Below are 18,062 nucleotides of genomic sequence, written 5' to 3' on the forward strand. Positions count from 1 at the left end.
GGAATTATAGATTAGCTTGAGGTGTTTTCTTCTCGTACATCAAATTCAACGTGCCATTTTTGACCGTTGTCAGCTGCAATGGCTTCTAGGTAGAGAGTACCCAGCTCTGTGACTCGAGACGCTAGCTTAACCGCTACCACATCACCTACTTGTCGGCCTTCTTTGGCGTCTAGAGTGACCTGGATTTCAGGAAGCTCATCTAGCTCACCGTCTTGCCAATGGTCTAGGTGCGTGCCTGCACTGTCGTCTCGGCGAATGGTAGAGCCGTAGAACTGGAAGTGGACAGGTTCACCGATCACTAGACCAAACTCTTGGCTTGGTACATCCGCTGAAGAACCTTCCTCCATGCCAAAAGGTGCCACACACAGCGCTTCCATTGGTGGTGCCATGCCAGGGATCGCAGGCATAGCGCTTTCGATACCCACATAGTAGCTTGAAGCGATACCGCCTCGGATGCGTACTCCTTTGCCCTGACGAACTTGACCGTAGTAGGCGGCACCTGAAGATACCGCAAGATCTAGATCTGAACCGAGTAACTGCTTCGCCTGAGGCGCATCAGCACCCGTTAGCCATAAGTTAATGACCTCGAACAAGCGTTCAGCAAGCATCTCTGCTTTGAGTACACCACCATTAAATAAAATAGCCGTTGGCTTAACAAAATCAGGTTTATCAGAGCCAAACATGCCACCAAATACATCAGAGGTGGATTCTGCTTGCTTGCTAAGGAATGCGGCGATGTGTCTTGTCACGCCTGCATCTTGTGCATATGGGAGACCCATTTGAGTTAATGCACCACGTCTGGCTTGTTTTGGATGCTCGTCGATATCTACGACAGGGAAGAAACCATCCACTAGGGTTTGTTGAACTTCTTCTGAAGTCAGCTCAGTTTTCAGTGTGCTACCCATCAGCTTAGAGCCGCGACTTGGAATAACAATCGGTACAGATTGCAGTTCTTTATCGTTGAGTAGTGCTTCTTTTGCATCACGACACGCGTGTACGATGGCTTGGATTTGCCAAGGTTGCAGGTCTTTACCGTCTTGAGCCATCTTCATTTTGATGCGATAGGCTAGGGCAAGATCCATGTTGTCACCGCCAAGCAGTATGTGCTCGCCGACTGCAACACGCTCTAGGGTAAGATTCCCTTCATCTTCGGTTACTGCAACTAGAGATAAGTCGGTAGTACCACCACCAACATCGACAACCAACACGACATCACCGACTGTTAATTGATTGCGCCAGTCATCACCGGTTTTCTCAATCCAGTTGTATAAAGCCGCTTGCGGTTCTTCCAATAGCGTTAGGTGGTGCAGGCCAAGGTTACGAGCCGCTTCTGCTGTGAGGTCGCGGGCCGCTGGATCAAAGGAGGCTGGAACCGTTATTGTGACATCTTGCTCATGAAGCTTATGCTCAGGATTTGCATGATTCCAAGCCCGCATTAAGTGCTCTAGGTAAAGCTCAGTTGCGCGCAAAGGAGAAACCTTGCTGATTTCTTCTGGGCTACCTGCGGGTAAGAAGGCTTCACGGCGATTGACTGCCGCATGACCCAGCCAAGACTTAGCACTTGCGACTAAACGAATTGGAGTCTTGCTACCTAGTTTTCTTGCAACAGAGCCAACAAGTGCTTCTGGAGACTCTGTCCAAGGCAGGGTTCTTGAGCCAGCGCCCATTTCATGTTCGCTAGGCTGATAGATAAAAGACCCTAATTGATTGAGGCTCTCTACCTGACCCGGCGCACTGAGCTGAGGAATCGGCATTACCTCAACCTTGGCTTCTTCTTGGTGCTTATCAACAAAGGATAAAACGCTGTGGGTGGTACCTAAATCGATACCAACAATGTACTTCGCAGATTCACTCATTACAGCTCAACCTCCGCAGGGGCGATGATGTTAGCGTTGTAGTTCTCAGCAAGCTTTGGAAGTTCAATTTGGTCAGCTTTCCAACCTTTGTGAACAAGCGTACCAGTGAAGGGAGCGTTGCCAGTAACATTTCCTACAAGGCGAATTTCTTGAGCGTCAAATCCTTCAGCCACTTGAATTTGTGTTTCTTCCATTTCAGTGCGAACTGGCGTTAGCGTAACGTAGTCTTTTAGCACTTTTTGTCCGCCACTGTGAATAACGCGAGCGGCTGCGCCCACCTCTTCGTCAGCAAAAGATGAAATATCTTCTTTTAGGAAGTCGACTAAGCGAGCTTCTTGTTGCAGAAGTGAGAGCAGTTGCAGTGCAGAATCCGTAGAGGCTGTTTTTAGTTTTGATTCAACTTCCACAACTTTCTCTACTACTTTTTCAACTTCGACGATTTTCTCGACTTCAACGATTTTTTCTACAGGCTTTTCAACCTCAACACGTTTTTCAACGGGCTTTTCGACGATCTTTTCAATGGTTTTTGGCTTACGCGCGATAGCAACAGCCAGAAGGACGACACTTGATGCAGCTAAACCTGCATGAAGCATATCAAACGTGTTGGGTAACACGGATAGGTCGATAATCATGATTAGAGTCTCATTAGGTATAATGTAATTGCTCTAAATGTGCGGGCGCTTGAATAGAAATTCAAGTACTTAAATACATTTAGTTAGTGTTTGAGTATGTCAAATTAGGGTAAACTTAACGACAATTAATATCGCTCATGAACAAGATTTAATGAACTATAACCGAGTTGTTTGCTTTGATTTAGAAATGTGTTGCTGGAATGAAAACGGCAAGGGCATCACAGGTGAAATCATAGAAATTGGTTTAGCGGAGATTGATCTAGCTAAGCAAGAAATCGTTAAGCGCGCGCAATATTATGTGAAGCCTGAACAAGATGAAGTTTCTTTATTTTGTACTCAATTAACGGGCATCACCCCGCGTAAGATTGAAAAACAGGGTAGGCCGCTTCAGGACGTGATGAAGTCGATGATCAAAAATTTCGGCGGCGCGAACAAAATTTATGCAAGCTGGGGTCGAGACGACATTATCTTTCGCAATGAATGCAAAGAGAAAGGGATTGATTTTCCCTTTGTTGAGTTTGTAAATCTCGCTACCTTGTACCGCATGCAACATCGCCTCAGAGAGAAGCGCATTGGTCACAGGGCGGCGCAAGAAGCCTTAAACATAGAGTGGGAAGGCAGACAGCATTCTGGTTATACCGATGCTTATAATCTAGCAAAGCTTGCGCTAGTCATGCTCTAATTACTGCCTTGTACTTCTAGTTTTGTTTTTACAAAGTCACTGTGATCGACATAGATGAGCTCAGCGGCTTTGCGAATGACGGATTCCTCGATAGGGTCAAGCTCTCCATCAGCATAAGCGACTGTCCACATGGCTTTAATGAGATTGTTCCGTTCAGGTCTAGGTAAATCTCTCAATTGAGAAGTGAAGTCGTACAAAGAGACTGATTGGTTAGCTTGCTCGCGTGCGTTTTCTAGCAACGCTGACGCGTCTTCAGGTGTCACGTCTAACAGTTTTTGTAGCATTTGCTGCTCTGCAGCTAACTCTTGAGGCGTTTGCTCATGGTCAGCTGCCGTCACTTCACATAACAAAGCGGCAATAGCCAGCTTTGGTTGCTTTTGTGTGTGAGTGGCAAGATCGTTGCCATCTAATAGCTCTTTAAACAAAGAATGAATTTTATTGAACATGTGATCAGCCTCATGATTCTTTATCGTTTATTCATTATATGCAGGACGACAGGTAATGAAGTCAATAGTGAATTTTGAAAAACTACTTTGGAGTTGTAATGCCTGAGCTAGGTATATTTGAAACCTCATCCCTTATCGCCATGCTATTGATCTTTGTGGGAGCCTTTGTTCAGACTGCGATCGGCTTTGGTTTAGCGATTGTTGCAGCCCCTTTGTTGTTCCAAATTTCAATTGATTATGTACCGGCGCCTATTTGCCTAGTGGCACTGGTGGTGTCACTGATTAATGCCTTTAAATACCGTTCTAATATCAGCATTGGTGGCCTGAAACTCGCTTTGTATGGTCGAATACCAGGCTCTCTAGTGGGAGGCGGGATACTGCTTTATGTGTCCGCTAGCATGCTGTCACTTGGACTTGGGCTATTTGTATTGTTAGCCGTACTGGTGAGCGCATTGCCATTCCGACTTGAACCAACGCCTAAGCGCATGTTTGTTGCCGGGTTCATGTCTGGCTTTATGGGAACCAGTTCGAGTATTGGCGGACCGCCAATGGCACTGTTACTTCAGCATCAAGATGCCAACAATCTGCGTGGCAATTTATCCGCGTTTTTTGTGTTTAGCTCGATTTTATCTCTAATTGTGCTGATGGCCATGGGGTTATTTACAATGAAGCACTTCTGGTTAACCGTACCGCTCATACCTGCATCTATGCTGGGCTATTGGGCTGCAATGCGCTCGGTAGACTACCTTTCAAAAGAGTGGATGAGGCGTATCTCATTAGTACTTTGTTTAGTAAGTGGCTCAACTGCCATCTGGCACGGTCTTTCTTAACCTTTAAATGACGCTATACGAAAACTATATTTACCTTTCTTAGAATTGTAAGCCTATAATTATTAGTGACTTTTAGCCTTGTCTCTAGTTTTTAGCTTTGAAAGGACTCTATGAACAAATCTCAACCAACGATGCTGGCTGCATCGATTGCTATCTGCCTATCTTCCGCTGCAATAGCGGAAGAAAGAGCGGTCACCGAACCTGCCAAATCAGAAGAAACAGAACCTCGCGAAAATACCTCCAAAAACCCAGAGCAGACTTGGGGCTTAGCAGGGGTGGTGAGAAGTGCGTCTGTGCCCTATGTGAACGGGCTGGATCTTGATGACGCCGAGCGTGTTAGTACCTTTATACCCATGCTGTATTTCGAAAACGATTACGTTTACGTCAAAGGCTTAACTCTAGGGGGTTACCTTTACAACCCTAAAGACAGTGATTGGAACGTTTCAGCCTTAGGACGACTTCGCTTCATTGATATTCCAGCGGACATCCAGAACGAATATGGAGCGGATGCCCTCGATCTGGGTATACGAGGGGAGTATCAATACACCGATGAGTGGTTCGCCTACTCAGAATTGATGACAGATACCGATGGTAATTGGTACGGAACCATAGGAACTGAAGGTGAGTATCAATTCGGTTCTTTGACTTTGCAGCCTTATGGTACGTTGCGCTTAAAGAGCAGTGATTTTAACTCTTACTATTATGGCCTTGGTGAGGATCTTGATGCAGGTGTCGATACTTTTGTAGGTGTTCGCGCTAATTATCACGTTATATCAAACTTCTATTTATTGGGTGCGGCGAGCGTACAAATACTTGATGGTAGTGCCAAAGATGCAGTGGTTATCGATGACCAAGTGCAAACCGAATACTATCTGGGTATTGGGTTCTTTAACGATCCGGATAAACCACGTAAACCCCATCTATCCAACAAACCTTATGTACGTATCGCACACGGTTGGGGAACACCATCTAACTTAGGTGATATTCTAGGCGGTGATATCGAAGATGACCCATACAATAGCCAAATCACGACCATATTCTACGGGCATCCTTTGACTGATAGCTTATTTGGTTTGCCGTTAGATATTTACTTAACACCAGGCTTTGGTTGGCACTGGAGTCATGAAGATCAGGCGTCTAGCCAAGAATACATTTTGGCTATCAAGGCGTACTACACCGTACCTTGGCCATTTGATTGGCGTCTTGGTGTTGCAGAAGGTATGTCCTATACCTCAAAGATCAACTCGCTGGAGCAAAACGAGTTTGACGAGAAAGGCTATGAGCCTAACAACTTCTTGAACTATTTGGATTTCTCTGTGGATGTAAACCTTGGCTCCATGTTCAACTATCGACCAATGGACGGCGTTTGGTTGGGTTACTCAATCCATCACCGCTCGGCAATCTTTGAAAAATCGTCACAATATGGGCGTATCAAGGGTGGCAGTAACTACAACAGTGTCTACTTGCAGTTTGATTTCTAGGTTAAATACGTGACACACGTTAGAAAGAGGCTCACATGAGGGCCTCTTTTTTACCTGAAGGGTGACGTTAAAACCAATTTAGGTTCATTACTGTCGAATTTCGCTCTGAATCATTAAAACCACACATTTCGTCGTACGCGGTTGCCTGCAGTAGCGAAGCAGATTGGTACCTATCACCAGAGCAGTACTCTCGGACTTGCTCCAGGCTTCTAAAGGTTTTTGGCGTGCTGTGATGGTCTAACAGCGGTGATTTGTGTTTACCTTCAATTTCGTAGGCTAAATAAATATCGCCTTCTAGTGATTCGATTAGCAGTTCCATGGGTTCCTCGATGACTAAAGAAGAGTGAAAACACTTACGAAACCGAGGCTAAATCGATCATTGAAAGACAATTATCGATGAACCAATTAGACGTTTTTTATGCCTATTGTGATACAATTTAGCGAGTTATACCTTTCATAGTTATCGTTTCGGAATCGTTTTGACCCAATCTCAGCCTCAAAAACAGACAAATACCGCTACCTCTCTTAAAGCCGCTCTTAAAGAGTGCATGATAAAGGATCGCTTTCGCCTATCTAAACGCATTCAAGGCGCGAGTCGAATCAAGAATGAGAGTGCCAAAAATGCCGTGTTTGATGAAATCGCATTAGATATTGCAAAGTCCATGATGACGGTGCAAGCACGCCAATCAAACATGCCTACCATTGATTACCCTGAAATCTTACCGGTAAGCCAGAAGCGAGATGATATCGCTAAGGCTATTGCCGATAATCAGGTAGTGATCGTTGCGGGTGAAACAGGCTCGGGTAAGACGACTCAGCTTCCTAAGATTTGTGCAGAACTCGGAAGAGGTAAAACGGGTTTAATAGGTCATACTCAACCAAGGCGTCTTGCTGCGCGTTCAGTAGCGAGTCGTATTGCTGAAGAGATGGAAACTCAGCTCGGTGAATTTGTCGGCTATAAAGTGCGTTTTAACGACAAGATCAGTGAAAATACGCAAATTAAGCTGATGACCGACGGTATCTTGCTGGCAGAGATTCAGCATGATCGCTACCTTAATCAATACGACACCATTATTATCGATGAAGCTCACGAACGAAGCCTCAACATCGACTTCATTCTGGGATATCTAAGAAATATATTACCCAAGCGCCCTGATCTTAAAATCATTATCACCTCTGCAACCATCGACCCTGAGCGCTTCTCTAAGCACTTTAACGATGCGCCTATTATCGAGGTTTCAGGACGTACCTATCCCGTTGATACTCGCTATCGTCCTTTGTCTGGTGAAGATGATGTCGATAGGGATCAACTCGAGGGTATCTTTGAAGCAGTTGATGAACTGTGCGATGAAGGGCTAGGGGATATCCTTATCTTCATGAACGGTGAGCGTGAGATACGCGATACCGCAGATGCTCTGAGTAAACGTAACCTAAGAGATACTGAAATAGTCCCTCTTTACGCTAGGCTATCGTCTTCTGAGCAAAATCGTATTTTCCAATCGCACAGCGGACGTCGAATTGTTCTGGCAACCAACGTGGCAGAAACTTCGTTGACGGTACCGGGCATTCGCTACGTGATTGATCCAGGTACAGCGCGTATTAGTCGTTACTCGTATCGTACTAAGGTACAGAGACTGCCGATTGAAGCGGTCTCACAGGCAAGTGCCAATCAGCGTAAAGGTCGTTGTGGCCGTGTTGCTGAGGGTATTTGTATCAGGCTATATTCAGAAGAAGACTTTTTGTCTCGCCCTGAATTCACCGATCCAGAAATCCTGAGAACTAACCTTGCGTCCGTTATCTTGCAGATGACGGCGTTGGGATTGGGAGATATTGAAGCCTTCCCGTTTGTAGAAAAGCCCGATCGCCGCAATATTCAAGACGGCGTGCGACTGCTTGAAGAGTTGGGGGCTATTAACCCAACCGCTAAGGACCCGCGCAAGCGTCTAACCGGTATTGGCCGAAAATTAGCCAGACTACCCATCGATCCTCGTCTTGGACGTATGGTGATTGAATCGCCTCGTCTTGGGTGTGCTAAAGAGGTGATGATCATTGCCTCAGCGCTATCTATTCAAGACCCAAGAGAGCGTCCAAGTGATAAGCAGCAATCTTCGGATGATAAGCATCGACGATTCTTTGATAAAGACTCGGACTTCTTAAGTTTTGTGAACCTTTGGGAATACATTAAAACCCAACAAAAGGCGTTATCGGGTAATCAGTTCCGTCGCCAGTGTAAGCAAGACTATCTCAACTACTTGCGTGTTCGCGAGTGGCAAGATTTGTACTTCCAACTCAGTCAATCTTTGCGTGAATTGGAGATTAAGGTTAACGATGAACCTGCAGATTACCAGTCTGTACACTGCGCGTTGCTCAGTGGCATGCTGTCTCATGTGGGCATGAAAGACCAAGAAAAGAATGAATACCAAGGTGCGCGTAACGCAAGATTCCATATCTTCCCGGCATCGGGCTTGTTTAAAAAGCAACCTAAATGGGTGATGACAGCAGAGTTGGTAGAGACCTCGCGTCTATGGGGCCGCATTGTGGCCAAGATACAGCCTGAGTGGATTGAACCTCTGGCTAAGCATCTAATTAAGCGTAGTTACAGCGAACCGCACTGGTCGAAGAAACAAGCCGCAGTCCAGGCTCACGAAAAGGTGACGCTTTACGGTATTCCAATTGTTCCTAAACGCACCGTGAACTACGGGCCGGTTGATCCGACGCTATGTCGAGAATTGTTCATCCGTGCTGCTATGGTGGAGGGAGATTGGGAAACCAAGCATCACTTCTTTAAGCAAAACCGTAAGCTATTAAAAGAAGTCGAAGAACTGGAGCATAAATCACGTCGTCGCGATATCTTGGTGGATGATGATGAGTTGTTCGATTTTTACGATCAGCGTGTTTCAACGGATGCCATTTCGGGTCGTCATTTTGACAGCTGGTGGAATACAGAGCGTAAAGCTAATCCAGAGCTACTCAACTTTGAAAAAGAGATGTTATTCCGTGGCGATGCCTCGCATGTCACTGAATTAGATTATCCAAACTTTTGGCATCAGAATGGTCTTAAGCTCAAGCTAAGCTATCAGTTTGAGCCGGGTGATAATAGTGACGGTGTCACGGTACATATTCCGCTCCCGGTATTAAACCAAGTTCAGCCAGAAGGTTTCGATTGGCAAATCCCAGGTCTACGCCATGAGTTAGTCGTGAGCTTAATCAAGGCTCTGCCTAAAACACTGCGTCGTAACTTTGTTCCAGCACCAAATTATGCGGATGCTTTCCTGTCTCGAGTCACGCCAATGGAAGCGCCATTGCTTGATAGCTTAGAGAAAGAGCTACGTCGCATGACGGGAGTAGAAGTCTTAAGAGAAGACTGGAAGCTAGAGCAGATCCCAGATCACCTTAAGGTCACTTTCCGAGCGGTAGACCATCGTAATCGCAAATTGAAAGAGCACGGGGATCTGTATGAGCTTAAAGACAGCCTAAAAGAGAAGGTACAACAGACTCTCTCCAAGGTAGCTGATGATGATATTGAACAAAAAGATCTGCACACCTGGAGCTTTGGTGAGATCCCTCGTGTATATGAGCAAAAGCGTGGCGGATACCAAGTTAAGGCCTACCCAGCGATTGTTGATGCTAAGCAAAGCGTTGAGATCAAGCTGTTTGAGACTGAGTATGAGCAGCAGCAAGCAATGCAAGCGGGTCAACGCCGTTTAGTTCTGCTTAATGTTCCTTCGCCAATTAAGTACTTGCATCAGAATCTTCCGAACAAGTCGAAACTAGGCCTGTATTTCAATCCGTTTGGTAAGGTGCTTGACCTAATCGATGATTGCATTGCTTGCGGTGTCGATAAGCTGATTGAAGGTCAGGGCGGCCTTGTGTGGGAGTCTGATAAGTTTGAAGCTCTCAAAGAGCATGTGCGCGCAGAGCTTGGTGATACTGTGGTGGATATTGCAAAACAGGTAGAGGCGATCTTAACCACGGCATTCAATATTAACAAAAAGCTTAAAGGGCGTGTTGATCTTAGTATGGCCTTCGCTTTGTCGGACATAAAGGCGCAAGTTGAAGGCCTGATTTATAAAGGTTTTGCGACCGATTGTGGCTGGAAGAAATTGCCAGATATCTTGCGTTATATGCGTGCTATTGAAAGGCGCATGGAGAAACTACCAATCGATCCAAATCGTGACCGTTTACAGCTTCTTAAGATTGAGGCAGTAGCAAAAGAGTACCAAGAGTTAAAGAACAAGATACCTAAGGGCGCTGTAGTTCCAGAGTCAGTAAAAGAGATCCACTGGATGCTGCAGGAACTACGCGTGAGTTATTTTGCTCAACAATTGGGCACACCGTATCCGATTTCGGATAAACGTATTCGAAATGCAATTGATAATGCGTAAATCAATGCTGTGATTTTGTCATTTATGGTTCATAATGTGACAAAGTAAAACCACAACTAAAACAGGAAGTTAGAATGAAGTACGTTAAACATGCTCTTGCCATTGGTCTGATGAGTGTTTCGTCTATGGTAGCTGCAGATTCATGGTTATACGCTGGTGGTGCAGTAGGTCAGTCTTCTTTTGGCAGCGATGACAATACTACATTTGGTTTGCATGTCGGTACGGGCATCTTGCCGATCATCGGTATTGAAGCGGGTTACTGGAATCATGGTAAGTTTAAGTTCAGTGGACAAGAGTACGATGCTGACTCTTTCTATGTGGGCATTAAACCGAGTGTGGACTTGGGTCCTGTACATATTTACGGTCGCCTTGGTGCAAACCGTTATGATGTGAGTGGCCAAACTAGCGCACTTAGTGATGATGGCTATGATGTGATGTACGGCGTAGGTGTTGAGTATTTCGTCATTGATATGATTTCAGTGGGTGCGGGTTACCAAAACTTTGAAGTTGGTGATGCCGGCAATATTGATTCGTTCACGCTAAACGCAACATTCCACTTTTTGTAATACCCAATTTAGAATGAAAAAATGCTCCTGTTTAGGAGCATTTTTTTTGTTTCTAGACTTAGCTTGCCACCATACTGATCGCGTTGACATAACAGGAAGATTGGCATTGACCGCAGCCGTTGCATAGCTCGGTTTCCAGCCTTGGAAGTTCATCTTCTTCTATGTGAATGGCGGCTAGCTTGCAACTGGACTGGCAAAGATGACAAGTCAGCTGAAGATAGTTATCACACCCTTGTGAAAAACTCGGAACTAAGTCTATTTGAGCTTTGACGCTCAGATTCAGCGCTCCGGTCGGACAAACTTTGCTGCATTCTTGGCAAAGAGTACACTCGTTATAGTCCATATCGATACGCGCTAGGCTCTCACGTATGTGCACTATGCTGTTTGGGCAAGCCTCTGCGCACTTTCCGCACCCGTCACATAGGCGTTCAAACAGTGCTTCATCAACGGCTTGAGGCGGACGGGGAGCCGCTCTTGGAGTAGGCTCTGCTTCGGCACTTAACGCCCTAACCGGTTTAGATAATCGAGTTAAGAAGCCTCTGCGATTTGAATCAATAGCGTCGGACATAGTTAATCTAGGTACAGTTTTCTATTTACGATGTTTAATTGCAATTCATCTGAAACTCGCATCAGCCAAGCCTTAATATCAACCGCCAGCACACTGTAGAAAGGATTACCTGCTTTTTCATTAAGTAGATCTAAGTAGGGAAATGCCCAAGGTAGTAGATGGTACTCCAGTAGGTGTTGGGAGGCGTGCTCTTTTTCTTCAGCAAGCAGCTGAGAAAAGGCATACAAGGTTAAACCAAATTGGTCTTCTGGCTCTCTTAAACCGGTATCAAGAGAGATTCCATGGCTTGCAAGAAATGCACGATATTCAACGGTCGATTCGCCAAACACTACCCGGTCTTTATCAAGATACACTGAACCCCATGGAGGCGCGGGCATTTCTCCTAGTCCTTCAAAAAGATGAGAGAAACTGTGCTCTAACCCTTCTTCTGATTGTACCTCAAGGGCATCAAGGCATTGTTGAGAAACGATATTTTCTTCAGCCAAAGCGACTAACACTTGTGTCAGCTCTTGTTTTTTCCAACGTTCGTAGAAGAGTGAACCGACGAGCTTAGCTGTATTGAGAATCATTCGTAAAATTCCGCATAGGTGATGATGGCTAAGTATATTCAAATCCTTATTACTGTCTATGAATAGCCTCTAAGTTCTAGCACGTTAAAACTATTTTTGAGCCGTTCTTGATATCAATCAATCAAGCGTTTTTCTATAGATGTCATTTATCCGGCTAACTATAAAGTAGTAGTAATTACTAGAACAAAGGCACCTTATAATGACAAAAAATAATCATGAGTCAGGCGTAATGAACCTTACTCGAAGAGGCTTCATAAAAGCGTCTTCAGCAGTAGGGGGTGTTGCAGCGCTGGCCAGTGGTATCAGCCTTCCATTTAAATCCAGCCCAGTATCAGCAGCCGTCAAACAAAGTTCTGATGAAAAAGTGGTATGGAGTGCATGTACAGTAAACTGTGGCTCACGCTGCCCACTGCGTATGCACGTGCAAGATGGTGAAATCAAATACGTTGAAACGGACAACACTGGCAGCGATGTCTACGGTGAGAGTACGCAGGTACGTGCTTGTTTGCGTGGCCGTTCAATGCGCCGCCGTGTATATAATCCTGATCGTTTGAAATACCCAATGAAACGTGTGGGCAAGCGTGGTGAAGGTAAGTTTAAGCGTATCACATGGGAAGAAGCTTACGATGAAGTCGCTGGCACAATGCAGCGTCTTATTAAGGATTACGGTAATGACTCAATCTACCTAAACTATGGCACTGGTACCTTAGGTGGAACAGTGACTAAGTCATGGCCGCCAGCCCAAACGCTTATTGCTCGCTTGATGAACCTTTCCGGTGGTTATCTTAACCACTACGGCGACTATTCTACTGCGCAGATTGCCAAGGGTCTTAGCTACACCTACGGCGGCTGGGCAAACAATAACTCTTTCTCTGATTTGGCGAACACTAAACTGAATGTTCAGTTTGGTAACAACCCGGCAGAAACGCGTATGTCTGGTGGGGGCTTGATCCATCACTACGTTGAGAGCAAGAATAAATCTAACGCGAAAACCATCATCATTGATCCAAGGTACACAGACACTGCGGGTGGCCGTGAAGACCAATGGATTCCGATTCGTCCATCTACTGATGCCGCATTGGTAGCGGGTGTGGCTTATGTGATGATCACTGAAGACCTAGTCGACCAAGCGTTCTTGGATAAATACTGTGTGGGCTTTGATGAGAAGACATTGCCAGCGTCAGCGCCTAAGAACAGCGACTACAAGTCTTACATCCTAGGTAAAGACAAAGACGGTATAGAGAAAACTCCTGAGTGGGCATCTAAGATCACCGGCATCCCTGTCGACACCATAGTTAAACTGGCTCGTGAAATAGGCACCAATAAACCATGTGCTATTCACCAAGGTTGGGGACTGCAGCGCACAGCAAATGGTGAGCTAGCTTGCCGCGCCATTGCGATGCTTTCTTTGCTTACAGGTTCGGTCGGTGTTGCAGGCGGTTCAACTGGTGCTCGTGAGAGTGATATTAACATTCCGTTTGTACGTTTCCCTACTGTGCCAAACCCGGTTAAAGCGTCTATTTCCATGTTCTTGTGGACGGACGCTATTTACCGTCATGACGAAATGACAGATAAGACTGATGGTGTCCGTGGTGTTGAGCGACTGCAAAATCCAATCAAGATGATCTGGAACTATGCGGGTAACTGCTTGATCAATCAGCACTCGGATATCAACCGCACACACGAGATCCTGCAAGATGATAAGGCATGTGAAATGATTGTGGTTGTTGATAACCATATGACTTCATCTGCAAAATATGCGGATATCATCCTTCCGGATCTAACAACCTCTGAGCAAGATGATTGGGCGATGGACGGCAAAGCGGCGAATGCGCCGTACTTTATCTACGCGCAAAAAGCGATTGAGCCACAGTTTGAAGCTAAAAGTATCTACGAAATGTGTTCGCAAATTGCTAAGCGTATGGGTGTAGAGCAAGAGTTTACTGAAGGCCGAACTCAAGAGCAGTGGGTAGAGCACTTGTATGCGGAAACTCGTAAACAAGACCCAACGCTGCCGACCTTTGAAGAGATGAAAGAGCTTGGTATTTATAAGCGTCAATATAATCGTGACTATATCGCTTATGAAGATTTCCGTAAGGATCCACAAGCAAATCCGCTGAATACACCAAGTGGAAAAATTGAGATCTACTCCGAAGCACTGGCGGAAATAGCAGCCACCTGGGAACTAAAAGATGGGGATGTGATTCACCCGCTTCCTATCTATGCGGATTCGTTTGAAGGTCACAATGACCCGAAAATAGAGTCCTATCCACTACAGTTGACGGGCTTTCACTATAAGGCGAGAACGCACTCAACCTATGGCAATGTTGCTTTGCTTAAAGCAGCAGCTCCGCAAGAGGTTTGGATTAACCCAATCGATGCCGAAGAGCGGGGAATCAAGAATGGCGATATGGTGAGTATTTTTAATGACCGTGGTGAAGTGCATATAGCCGCTAAGGTCACGCCTCGAATCCTACCTCGTGTTGTAGCGTTGGGCGAGGGCGCTTGGTATGCCCCTGATGGTCAGAAGATCGATCATGCGGGTTCAATCAACGTGCTTACCACTCAAAGACCAAGTCCGTTGGCGAAGGGTAACCCGCAACACACGAATCTCGTTCAAATCAAAGCATTGAGCAAAGCATAAGGTAGGAAGTAATGAAACAATACGGCTTTTACATAGACTCAAGTAAATGCACAGGTTGTAAGACTTGCCAGCTTGCTTGTAAAGATTATCGAGACCTAGATGTTAAGACCAACTATCGTCGTATTTACGAATATGCAGGTGGTGGTTTTGTTCAAGATGGCGATACCTGGGTACAGAAGGATGTGTTCTCTTATTATCTTTCTATCGCTTGTAACCATTGTACTAATCCAGCGTGTGTGAAGGTGTGCCCATCAGGTGCTATGCACAAGCGTGGTGAAGACGGTTTAGTGGTGGTGAACGAAGAAGTCTGCATAGGCTGTCAACACTGTGCCAACGCCTGTCCATATGGCGCGCCGCAGTACAATGCAAAGAAAGGTCACATGACCAAGTGCGATGGCTGTTATGAGCGGGTTGGTCAAGGCAAACAACCTATGTGTGTAGAGTCTTGTCCCCTTCGCGCACTGGAGTTTGGTGAGATCAATACTCTTCGTGAGAAATACGGTGCGACTGCTGATGTGGCGCCTTTGCCATCGTCGACACAAACACTACCAAACATCGTTATCAAGCTTAACAAGAATGCGAAAGCAACCGGTGATACGAGCGGTTTCCTAGCTAACCCTAAGGAGGTGTAAGATGATTTTTCACGAATGGTCTTTGATCTTTTTTACCGTTTTTGCACAAACTGCTGTGGGCGGATATCTGTTAGTTAGTGCGCGCGCTCTAGCTAAAGGTTATGACATCGATCAGATACATAGCTATAAAGTGCCGATGTTTTTTCTGTGGGCGATCATGGGTATTGGCTTTCTGTTCTCTACCACTCACCTTGGCTCTCCGCTAAGAGCATTTAATGCATTTAATATGCTTGGTTCCGCTTGGCTATCGAATGAAGTCTTTTTCGGCGCAGCGTTCTTTGCGGTGGGTGGCCTACAGTGGCTACTTTCTGTTCTGAAAAAAGGAGGCGCTGGCGTTCAGAAACTGCTGATGCTAGTTGCTATGGCGTTGGGTGTTATCTTTATGTATTCGATGATCAGTGTGTACATGATTGATACGGTACCGACTTGGAACAACATCTATACGCCAATGAGCTTTGTGATGACTATGGTTGTCACGGGTCTGCTGTTCTCACAGTGGGTGATTGTGTTTGCTAATGACAGTCGGTTCACGGTAGATCGTAACATTGCGATCCTTGCGGTTATTGCCATTGGTATTAGCTTGCTGGCAACAGTGGGTAAGATGACCCTAATTGGTGATATTCAGTCGTCAGTAGTGAAGGCTTCAGAATTGGTAGACGGATTAGGCTTCTACTTGATATTGCAGGTTGCACTATTAGTGTTTGGCTTGCTGATTTGGATTATGCCATTAATCAATAAAGCGTCAGTAAACCCAATTAACCTTGGCGTTGCTCTGGTACTCATCTGGATCTCAGAGCTAATCGGCCGTGGTCTATTTTACAGCTTGCACATGACCACAGGTCTTTAGTGGGCAGTGAATTACTGACAACTATCGGCTAAAAAAAGTGAGTGCACGAGTTATTCGGCACTCACTTTTTTATAGCGTATGTTTAAGCGTTTTGTCCTCGGCCGCCTCTTTTACGACCTCCATCGCAAGGCTGATTTTGACACTCTGTTTGGTCGATATAACCGTCACCATTTGTATCTAGAGAATCAAAGGTTGCCGCTTTTGAGACGTTTTTCATTTGTCTCCCTTCGCTCGCACGCTGCTCCATGCGCTCTGCTCTAAAGGTGTTGAACTCATCGGCGCTTACTTTACCGTCATTGTTGGTATCCATTGCAGTAAAGTTTGGCATTGGGCTGGCGCTTTGTACTCCGCGACCTTGGCCTGCTGCATTAACACCAAGTGCAATGGATAAGCCGAGAATCGCTAGGACTGATAGTGCTAATTTGCTTTTCATGATCGTGTCCTCGTTTGTTCTTACACCTTAAACATAGGCCCCTGAATGAATATCAGTGTAAGCTAATGTAAAGTAATGCAAAGACACAGTTTCAACAGTAAGTTAGATTATCCTCGATGATCTAACTCACTGATTTCAGTTACAATTTGATATTGTTCTTGTTTTGGTACCTTAATCTTTATTGTCGAACCTTGTTTCGTTTGTTGTGGTCGAAGATAGGTGTCTGCCATGCGTTTTATAGAACGAAACGCAGCGTGTTCTTCACTAGCAAGTAAGTTACCTTGCAGATCATAAACATCAATCTTGAGATCAGCTTTTATAACGGGTTGCAGACCATTGTTAGTGATTTCACTTTCAACAACTAAATGCCCGTCAATCCACTGGGGCTCCACAAGGTTTATCTCTACGCCTGAATGTTCTACCTCGATAGTGGTCTTTTCACTACCAACAATTACTATGCTGGCGCCGGTAATTATCGGAGTAGAGGCGGCAATAGAAGCACTGGTTAACGGTGTGGTAGGGGTTTTGTTCTCCGGCGCCGAGACTACAGAGGCGGGATCTGTTACTTCTTCATTTGCAGAGGCATCTAGGTATTGCCAAGTAAAGTCGTCGTTGAGTACAGCTTGGCGACCGTCCTCTAACTGAACGATCTGTTGACCAGCATAGACATTACTAACAAGCACTAGGCTGAGAAAAGAACTCCATCGGTATAACTTCATTTAGACATCCTGAGGTGTGTGAACTGAAAACTTGATATCGGCTGTTTCATTTTAGCAGTACATGGCTAGCCAAATAAGACGGATGGAAGCAAAAAGCCTAACGGTTAAGTTAGGCTTTAGATAATAACCGCTGATTCAGTCTCTTTTATTTTCTAGATAAAGGCATTTCATCACTTTGTTTATCGATTGAGATAACAACTGCTTTGGTATAAGTCATCACTACCTGATCGCCCACAGAGACATTATTTAGGTTATCTGGGTATTCTACTGGTAGTGTCAGTTCACCACCGTGCGGCTGTTTCAAGGTGACGGTACCTAGTGTGGTATCTACGGCCAAGATGTCTGATACGACTTGGATTTGTTCCATTGCATCAACACTTTCTCTTGCCTGATCTAAATCTCCAGAGGTTTGAATACGGGTTTCTCCATCTTGAGTTTGCACATGCACGGCGACAGATTCTGTATATTCAGTTGTCACAAAATCGCCAACCTTTATTTCATCAAAGCGCTTTACCTCAGGCGTTACATATAACACGACAATGCGGTTCTGATTTTCAATCGTTACAGAACGATCTTCATAATCGATGTCAATAACGGCCGCTGAAGTAGTGATGGTATTCGACTCAAGAACGCGAGTTTCAAGTACGGTGTCACCCTTTTGTGGAGTGGTGCTACAAGCCGATAATAAGAAAGCTATCGCGATGATGGAATAGTGTTTGATCATGGTTTCTCCAGAAACGTTTTATTAATAATACTCACAAACAAGATCATC

17 protein-coding genes are annotated in these 18,062 nt (G+C 45.3%); 8 read left to right on the forward strand and 9 right to left on the reverse strand.

Features of this window, described 5'->3' with window-relative positions; all coding sequences use genetic code 11:
- Positions 1 to 11: 11 nt before the first annotated feature.
- Together OCU46_RS06530 and OCU46_RS06535 are read right to left on the reverse strand one after the other, a co-directional pair.
- Positions 12 to 1,856 carry an Hsp70 family protein gene (locus OCU46_RS06530; RefSeq protein ID WP_141270239.1) on the reverse strand — a complete coding sequence of 615 codons (1,845 nt, stop codon included), beginning with the start codon at positions 1,854 to 1,856 and terminating at the stop codon, positions 12 to 14.
- Positions 1,856 to 2,488, reverse strand: a complete 633-nt coding sequence (locus OCU46_RS06535; RefSeq protein WP_141270241.1) for a DUF2760 domain-containing protein — start codon at positions 2,486 to 2,488, stop codon at positions 1,856 to 1,858. The genes OCU46_RS06530 and OCU46_RS06535 overlap by 1 nt, the downstream gene beginning before the upstream one ends.
- 151 nt (positions 2,489 to 2,639) lie before the next feature.
- On the opposite strand from OCU46_RS06535, the gene OCU46_RS06540 reads away from it, so the two are divergent.
- Complete coding sequence (locus OCU46_RS06540) at positions 2,640 to 3,170, forward strand: 3'-5' exonuclease (protein ID WP_141270243.1); 531 nt, start codon at positions 2,640 to 2,642, stop codon at positions 3,168 to 3,170.
- Here OCU46_RS06540 and OCU46_RS06545 read toward each other — a convergent pair.
- Entirely contained in the window at positions 3,167 to 3,616 is a 450-nt protein-coding gene (locus tag OCU46_RS06545) for a tellurite resistance TerB family protein (RefSeq protein ID WP_141270245.1), read from the reverse strand. The two genes, OCU46_RS06540 and OCU46_RS06545, sit on opposite strands and share 4 nt — an antisense overlap.
- A gap of 140 nt (positions 3,617 to 3,756) precedes the next feature.
- Here OCU46_RS06545 and OCU46_RS06550 point away from each other — a divergent pair, with 140 nt between their 5' ends.
- Together OCU46_RS06550 and OCU46_RS06555 are read left to right on the forward strand one after the other, a co-directional pair.
- Entirely contained in the window at positions 3,757 to 4,446 is a 690-nt protein-coding gene (locus OCU46_RS06550) for a sulfite exporter TauE/SafE family protein (protein WP_141270315.1), read from the forward strand.
- Between the two features lie 110 nt (positions 4,447 to 4,556).
- Complete coding sequence (locus OCU46_RS06555; protein WP_141270247.1) at positions 4,557 to 5,927, forward strand: MipA/OmpV family protein; 1,371 nt, start codon at positions 4,557 to 4,559, stop codon at positions 5,925 to 5,927.
- Between the two features lie 67 nt (positions 5,928 to 5,994).
- On the opposite strand, the gene OCU46_RS06560 is transcribed toward OCU46_RS06555, so the two are convergent.
- Positions 5,995 to 6,246, reverse strand: coding sequence for a DUF6482 family protein (locus tag OCU46_RS06560; RefSeq protein WP_141270249.1), 252 nt, complete (start codon positions 6,244 to 6,246; stop codon positions 5,995 to 5,997).
- 160 nt (positions 6,247 to 6,406) lie between these two features.
- On the opposite strand from OCU46_RS06560, the gene hrpA reads away from it, so the two are divergent.
- Entirely contained in the window at positions 6,407 to 10,312 is a 3,906-nt protein-coding gene (gene hrpA / locus OCU46_RS06565; protein ID WP_141270251.1) for an ATP-dependent RNA helicase HrpA, read from the forward strand.
- Positions 10,313 to 10,386: 74 nt separating this feature from the next.
- Positions 10,387 to 10,878, forward strand: coding sequence for an outer membrane beta-barrel protein (locus OCU46_RS06570; RefSeq protein ID WP_141270253.1), 492 nt, complete (start codon positions 10,387 to 10,389; stop codon positions 10,876 to 10,878).
- 58 nt (positions 10,879 to 10,936) lie between these two features.
- Here the strand turns inward: OCU46_RS06570 and napF are convergent, their stop codons facing one another.
- Both napF and OCU46_RS06580 read right to left on the reverse strand, forming a co-directional pair.
- On the reverse strand, positions 10,937 to 11,446 hold the full coding sequence (gene napF, locus OCU46_RS06575; RefSeq protein WP_141270255.1) for a ferredoxin-type protein NapF: 510 nt from the start codon (positions 11,444 to 11,446) through the stop codon (positions 10,937 to 10,939).
- Positions 11,447 to 11,448: 2 nt separating this feature from the next.
- Positions 11,449 to 12,015, reverse strand: a complete 567-nt coding sequence (locus OCU46_RS06580; RefSeq protein ID WP_141270257.1) for a molecular chaperone TorD family protein — start codon at positions 12,013 to 12,015, stop codon at positions 11,449 to 11,451.
- 199 nt (positions 12,016 to 12,214) lie between these two features.
- On the opposite strand from OCU46_RS06580, the gene OCU46_RS06585 reads away from it, so the two are divergent.
- Genes OCU46_RS06585 through OCU46_RS06595 form a run of 3 tightly spaced genes read left to right on the forward strand, consistent with a single transcriptional unit; the run spans position 12,215 to position 16,138 of the window.
- Positions 12,215 to 14,659, forward strand: a complete 2,445-nt coding sequence (locus tag OCU46_RS06585; RefSeq protein WP_141270259.1) for a DmsA/YnfE/YnfF family dimethyl sulfoxide reductase — start codon at positions 12,215 to 12,217, stop codon at positions 14,657 to 14,659.
- An 11-nt stretch (positions 14,660 to 14,670) separates the two neighbouring features.
- Complete coding sequence (locus tag OCU46_RS06590; RefSeq protein WP_141270261.1) at positions 14,671 to 15,291, forward strand: DMSO/selenate family reductase complex B subunit; 621 nt, start codon at positions 14,671 to 14,673, stop codon at positions 15,289 to 15,291.
- Between the two features lies 1 nt (position 15,292).
- Complete coding sequence (locus OCU46_RS06595; protein ID WP_141270263.1) at positions 15,293 to 16,138, forward strand: dimethyl sulfoxide reductase anchor subunit family protein; 846 nt, start codon at positions 15,293 to 15,295, stop codon at positions 16,136 to 16,138.
- A gap of 82 nt (positions 16,139 to 16,220) precedes the next feature.
- Here the strand turns inward: OCU46_RS06595 and OCU46_RS06600 are convergent, their stop codons facing one another.
- From OCU46_RS06600 to OCU46_RS06610, 3 genes are all read right to left on the reverse strand, one after another.
- On the reverse strand, positions 16,221 to 16,571 hold the full coding sequence (locus tag OCU46_RS06600; RefSeq protein ID WP_141270265.1) for an EF-hand domain-containing protein: 351 nt from the start codon (positions 16,569 to 16,571) through the stop codon (positions 16,221 to 16,223).
- Positions 16,572 to 16,678: 107 nt separating this feature from the next.
- On the reverse strand, positions 16,679 to 17,290 hold the full coding sequence (locus OCU46_RS06605) for a DUF3157 family protein (protein WP_141270267.1): 612 nt from the start codon (positions 17,288 to 17,290) through the stop codon (positions 16,679 to 16,681).
- A gap of 145 nt (positions 17,291 to 17,435) precedes the next feature.
- Complete coding sequence (locus tag OCU46_RS06610; protein WP_244311356.1) at positions 17,436 to 18,014, reverse strand: hypothetical protein; 579 nt, start codon at positions 18,012 to 18,014, stop codon at positions 17,436 to 17,438.
- Positions 18,015 to 18,062: the final 48 nt, after the last annotated feature.

Source organism: Vibrio comitans, assembly GCA_024346835.1.
Taxonomy (GTDB): domain Bacteria; phylum Pseudomonadota; class Gammaproteobacteria; order Enterobacterales; family Vibrionaceae; genus Vibrio; species Vibrio comitans.

Bases quoted from the DNA above. Each gene is read 5' to 3' on its own strand.
- OCU46_RS06610 (WP_244311356.1), bottom strand. From the start codon at position 18,014: ATGATCAAACACTATTCCATCATCGCGATAGCTTTCTTATTATCGGCT.
- OCU46_RS06555 (WP_141270247.1), top strand. From the start codon at position 4,557: ATGAACAAATCTCAACCAACGATGCTGGCTGCATCGATTGCTATCTGC.
- OCU46_RS06605 (WP_141270267.1), bottom strand. From the start codon at position 17,290: ATGAAGTTATACCGATGGAGTTCTTTTCTCAGCCTAGTGCTTGTTAGT.
- OCU46_RS06585 (WP_141270259.1), top strand. From the start codon at position 12,215: ATGACAAAAAATAATCATGAGTCAGGCGTAATGAACCTTACTCGAAGA.
- OCU46_RS06580 (WP_141270257.1), bottom strand. From the start codon at position 12,015: ATGATTCTCAATACAGCTAAGCTCGTCGGTTCACTCTTCTACGAACGT.
- OCU46_RS06540 (WP_141270243.1), top strand. From the start codon at position 2,640: ATGAACTATAACCGAGTTGTTTGCTTTGATTTAGAAATGTGTTGCTGG.
- OCU46_RS06560 (WP_141270249.1), bottom strand. From the start codon at position 6,246: ATGGAACTGCTAATCGAATCACTAGAAGGCGATATTTATTTAGCCTAC.
- OCU46_RS06600 (WP_141270265.1), bottom strand. From the start codon at position 16,571: ATGAAAAGCAAATTAGCACTATCAGTCCTAGCGATTCTCGGCTTATCC.
- OCU46_RS06535 (WP_141270241.1), bottom strand. From the start codon at position 2,488: ATGATTATCGACCTATCCGTGTTACCCAACACGTTTGATATGCTTCAT.
- napF (WP_141270255.1), bottom strand. From the start codon at position 11,446: ATGTCCGACGCTATTGATTCAAATCGCAGAGGCTTCTTAACTCGATTA.
- OCU46_RS06590 (WP_141270261.1), top strand. From the start codon at position 14,671: ATGAAACAATACGGCTTTTACATAGACTCAAGTAAATGCACAGGTTGT.
- OCU46_RS06530 (WP_141270239.1), bottom strand. From the start codon at position 1,856: ATGAGTGAATCTGCGAAGTACATTGTTGGTATCGATTTAGGTACCACC.
- OCU46_RS06595 (WP_141270263.1), top strand. From the start codon at position 15,293: ATGATTTTTCACGAATGGTCTTTGATCTTTTTTACCGTTTTTGCACAA.
- OCU46_RS06550 (WP_141270315.1), top strand. From the start codon at position 3,757: ATGCTATTGATCTTTGTGGGAGCCTTTGTTCAGACTGCGATCGGCTTT.
- OCU46_RS06570 (WP_141270253.1), top strand. From the start codon at position 10,387: ATGAAGTACGTTAAACATGCTCTTGCCATTGGTCTGATGAGTGTTTCG.
- OCU46_RS06545 (WP_141270245.1), bottom strand. From the start codon at position 3,616: ATGTTCAATAAAATTCATTCTTTGTTTAAAGAGCTATTAGATGGCAAC.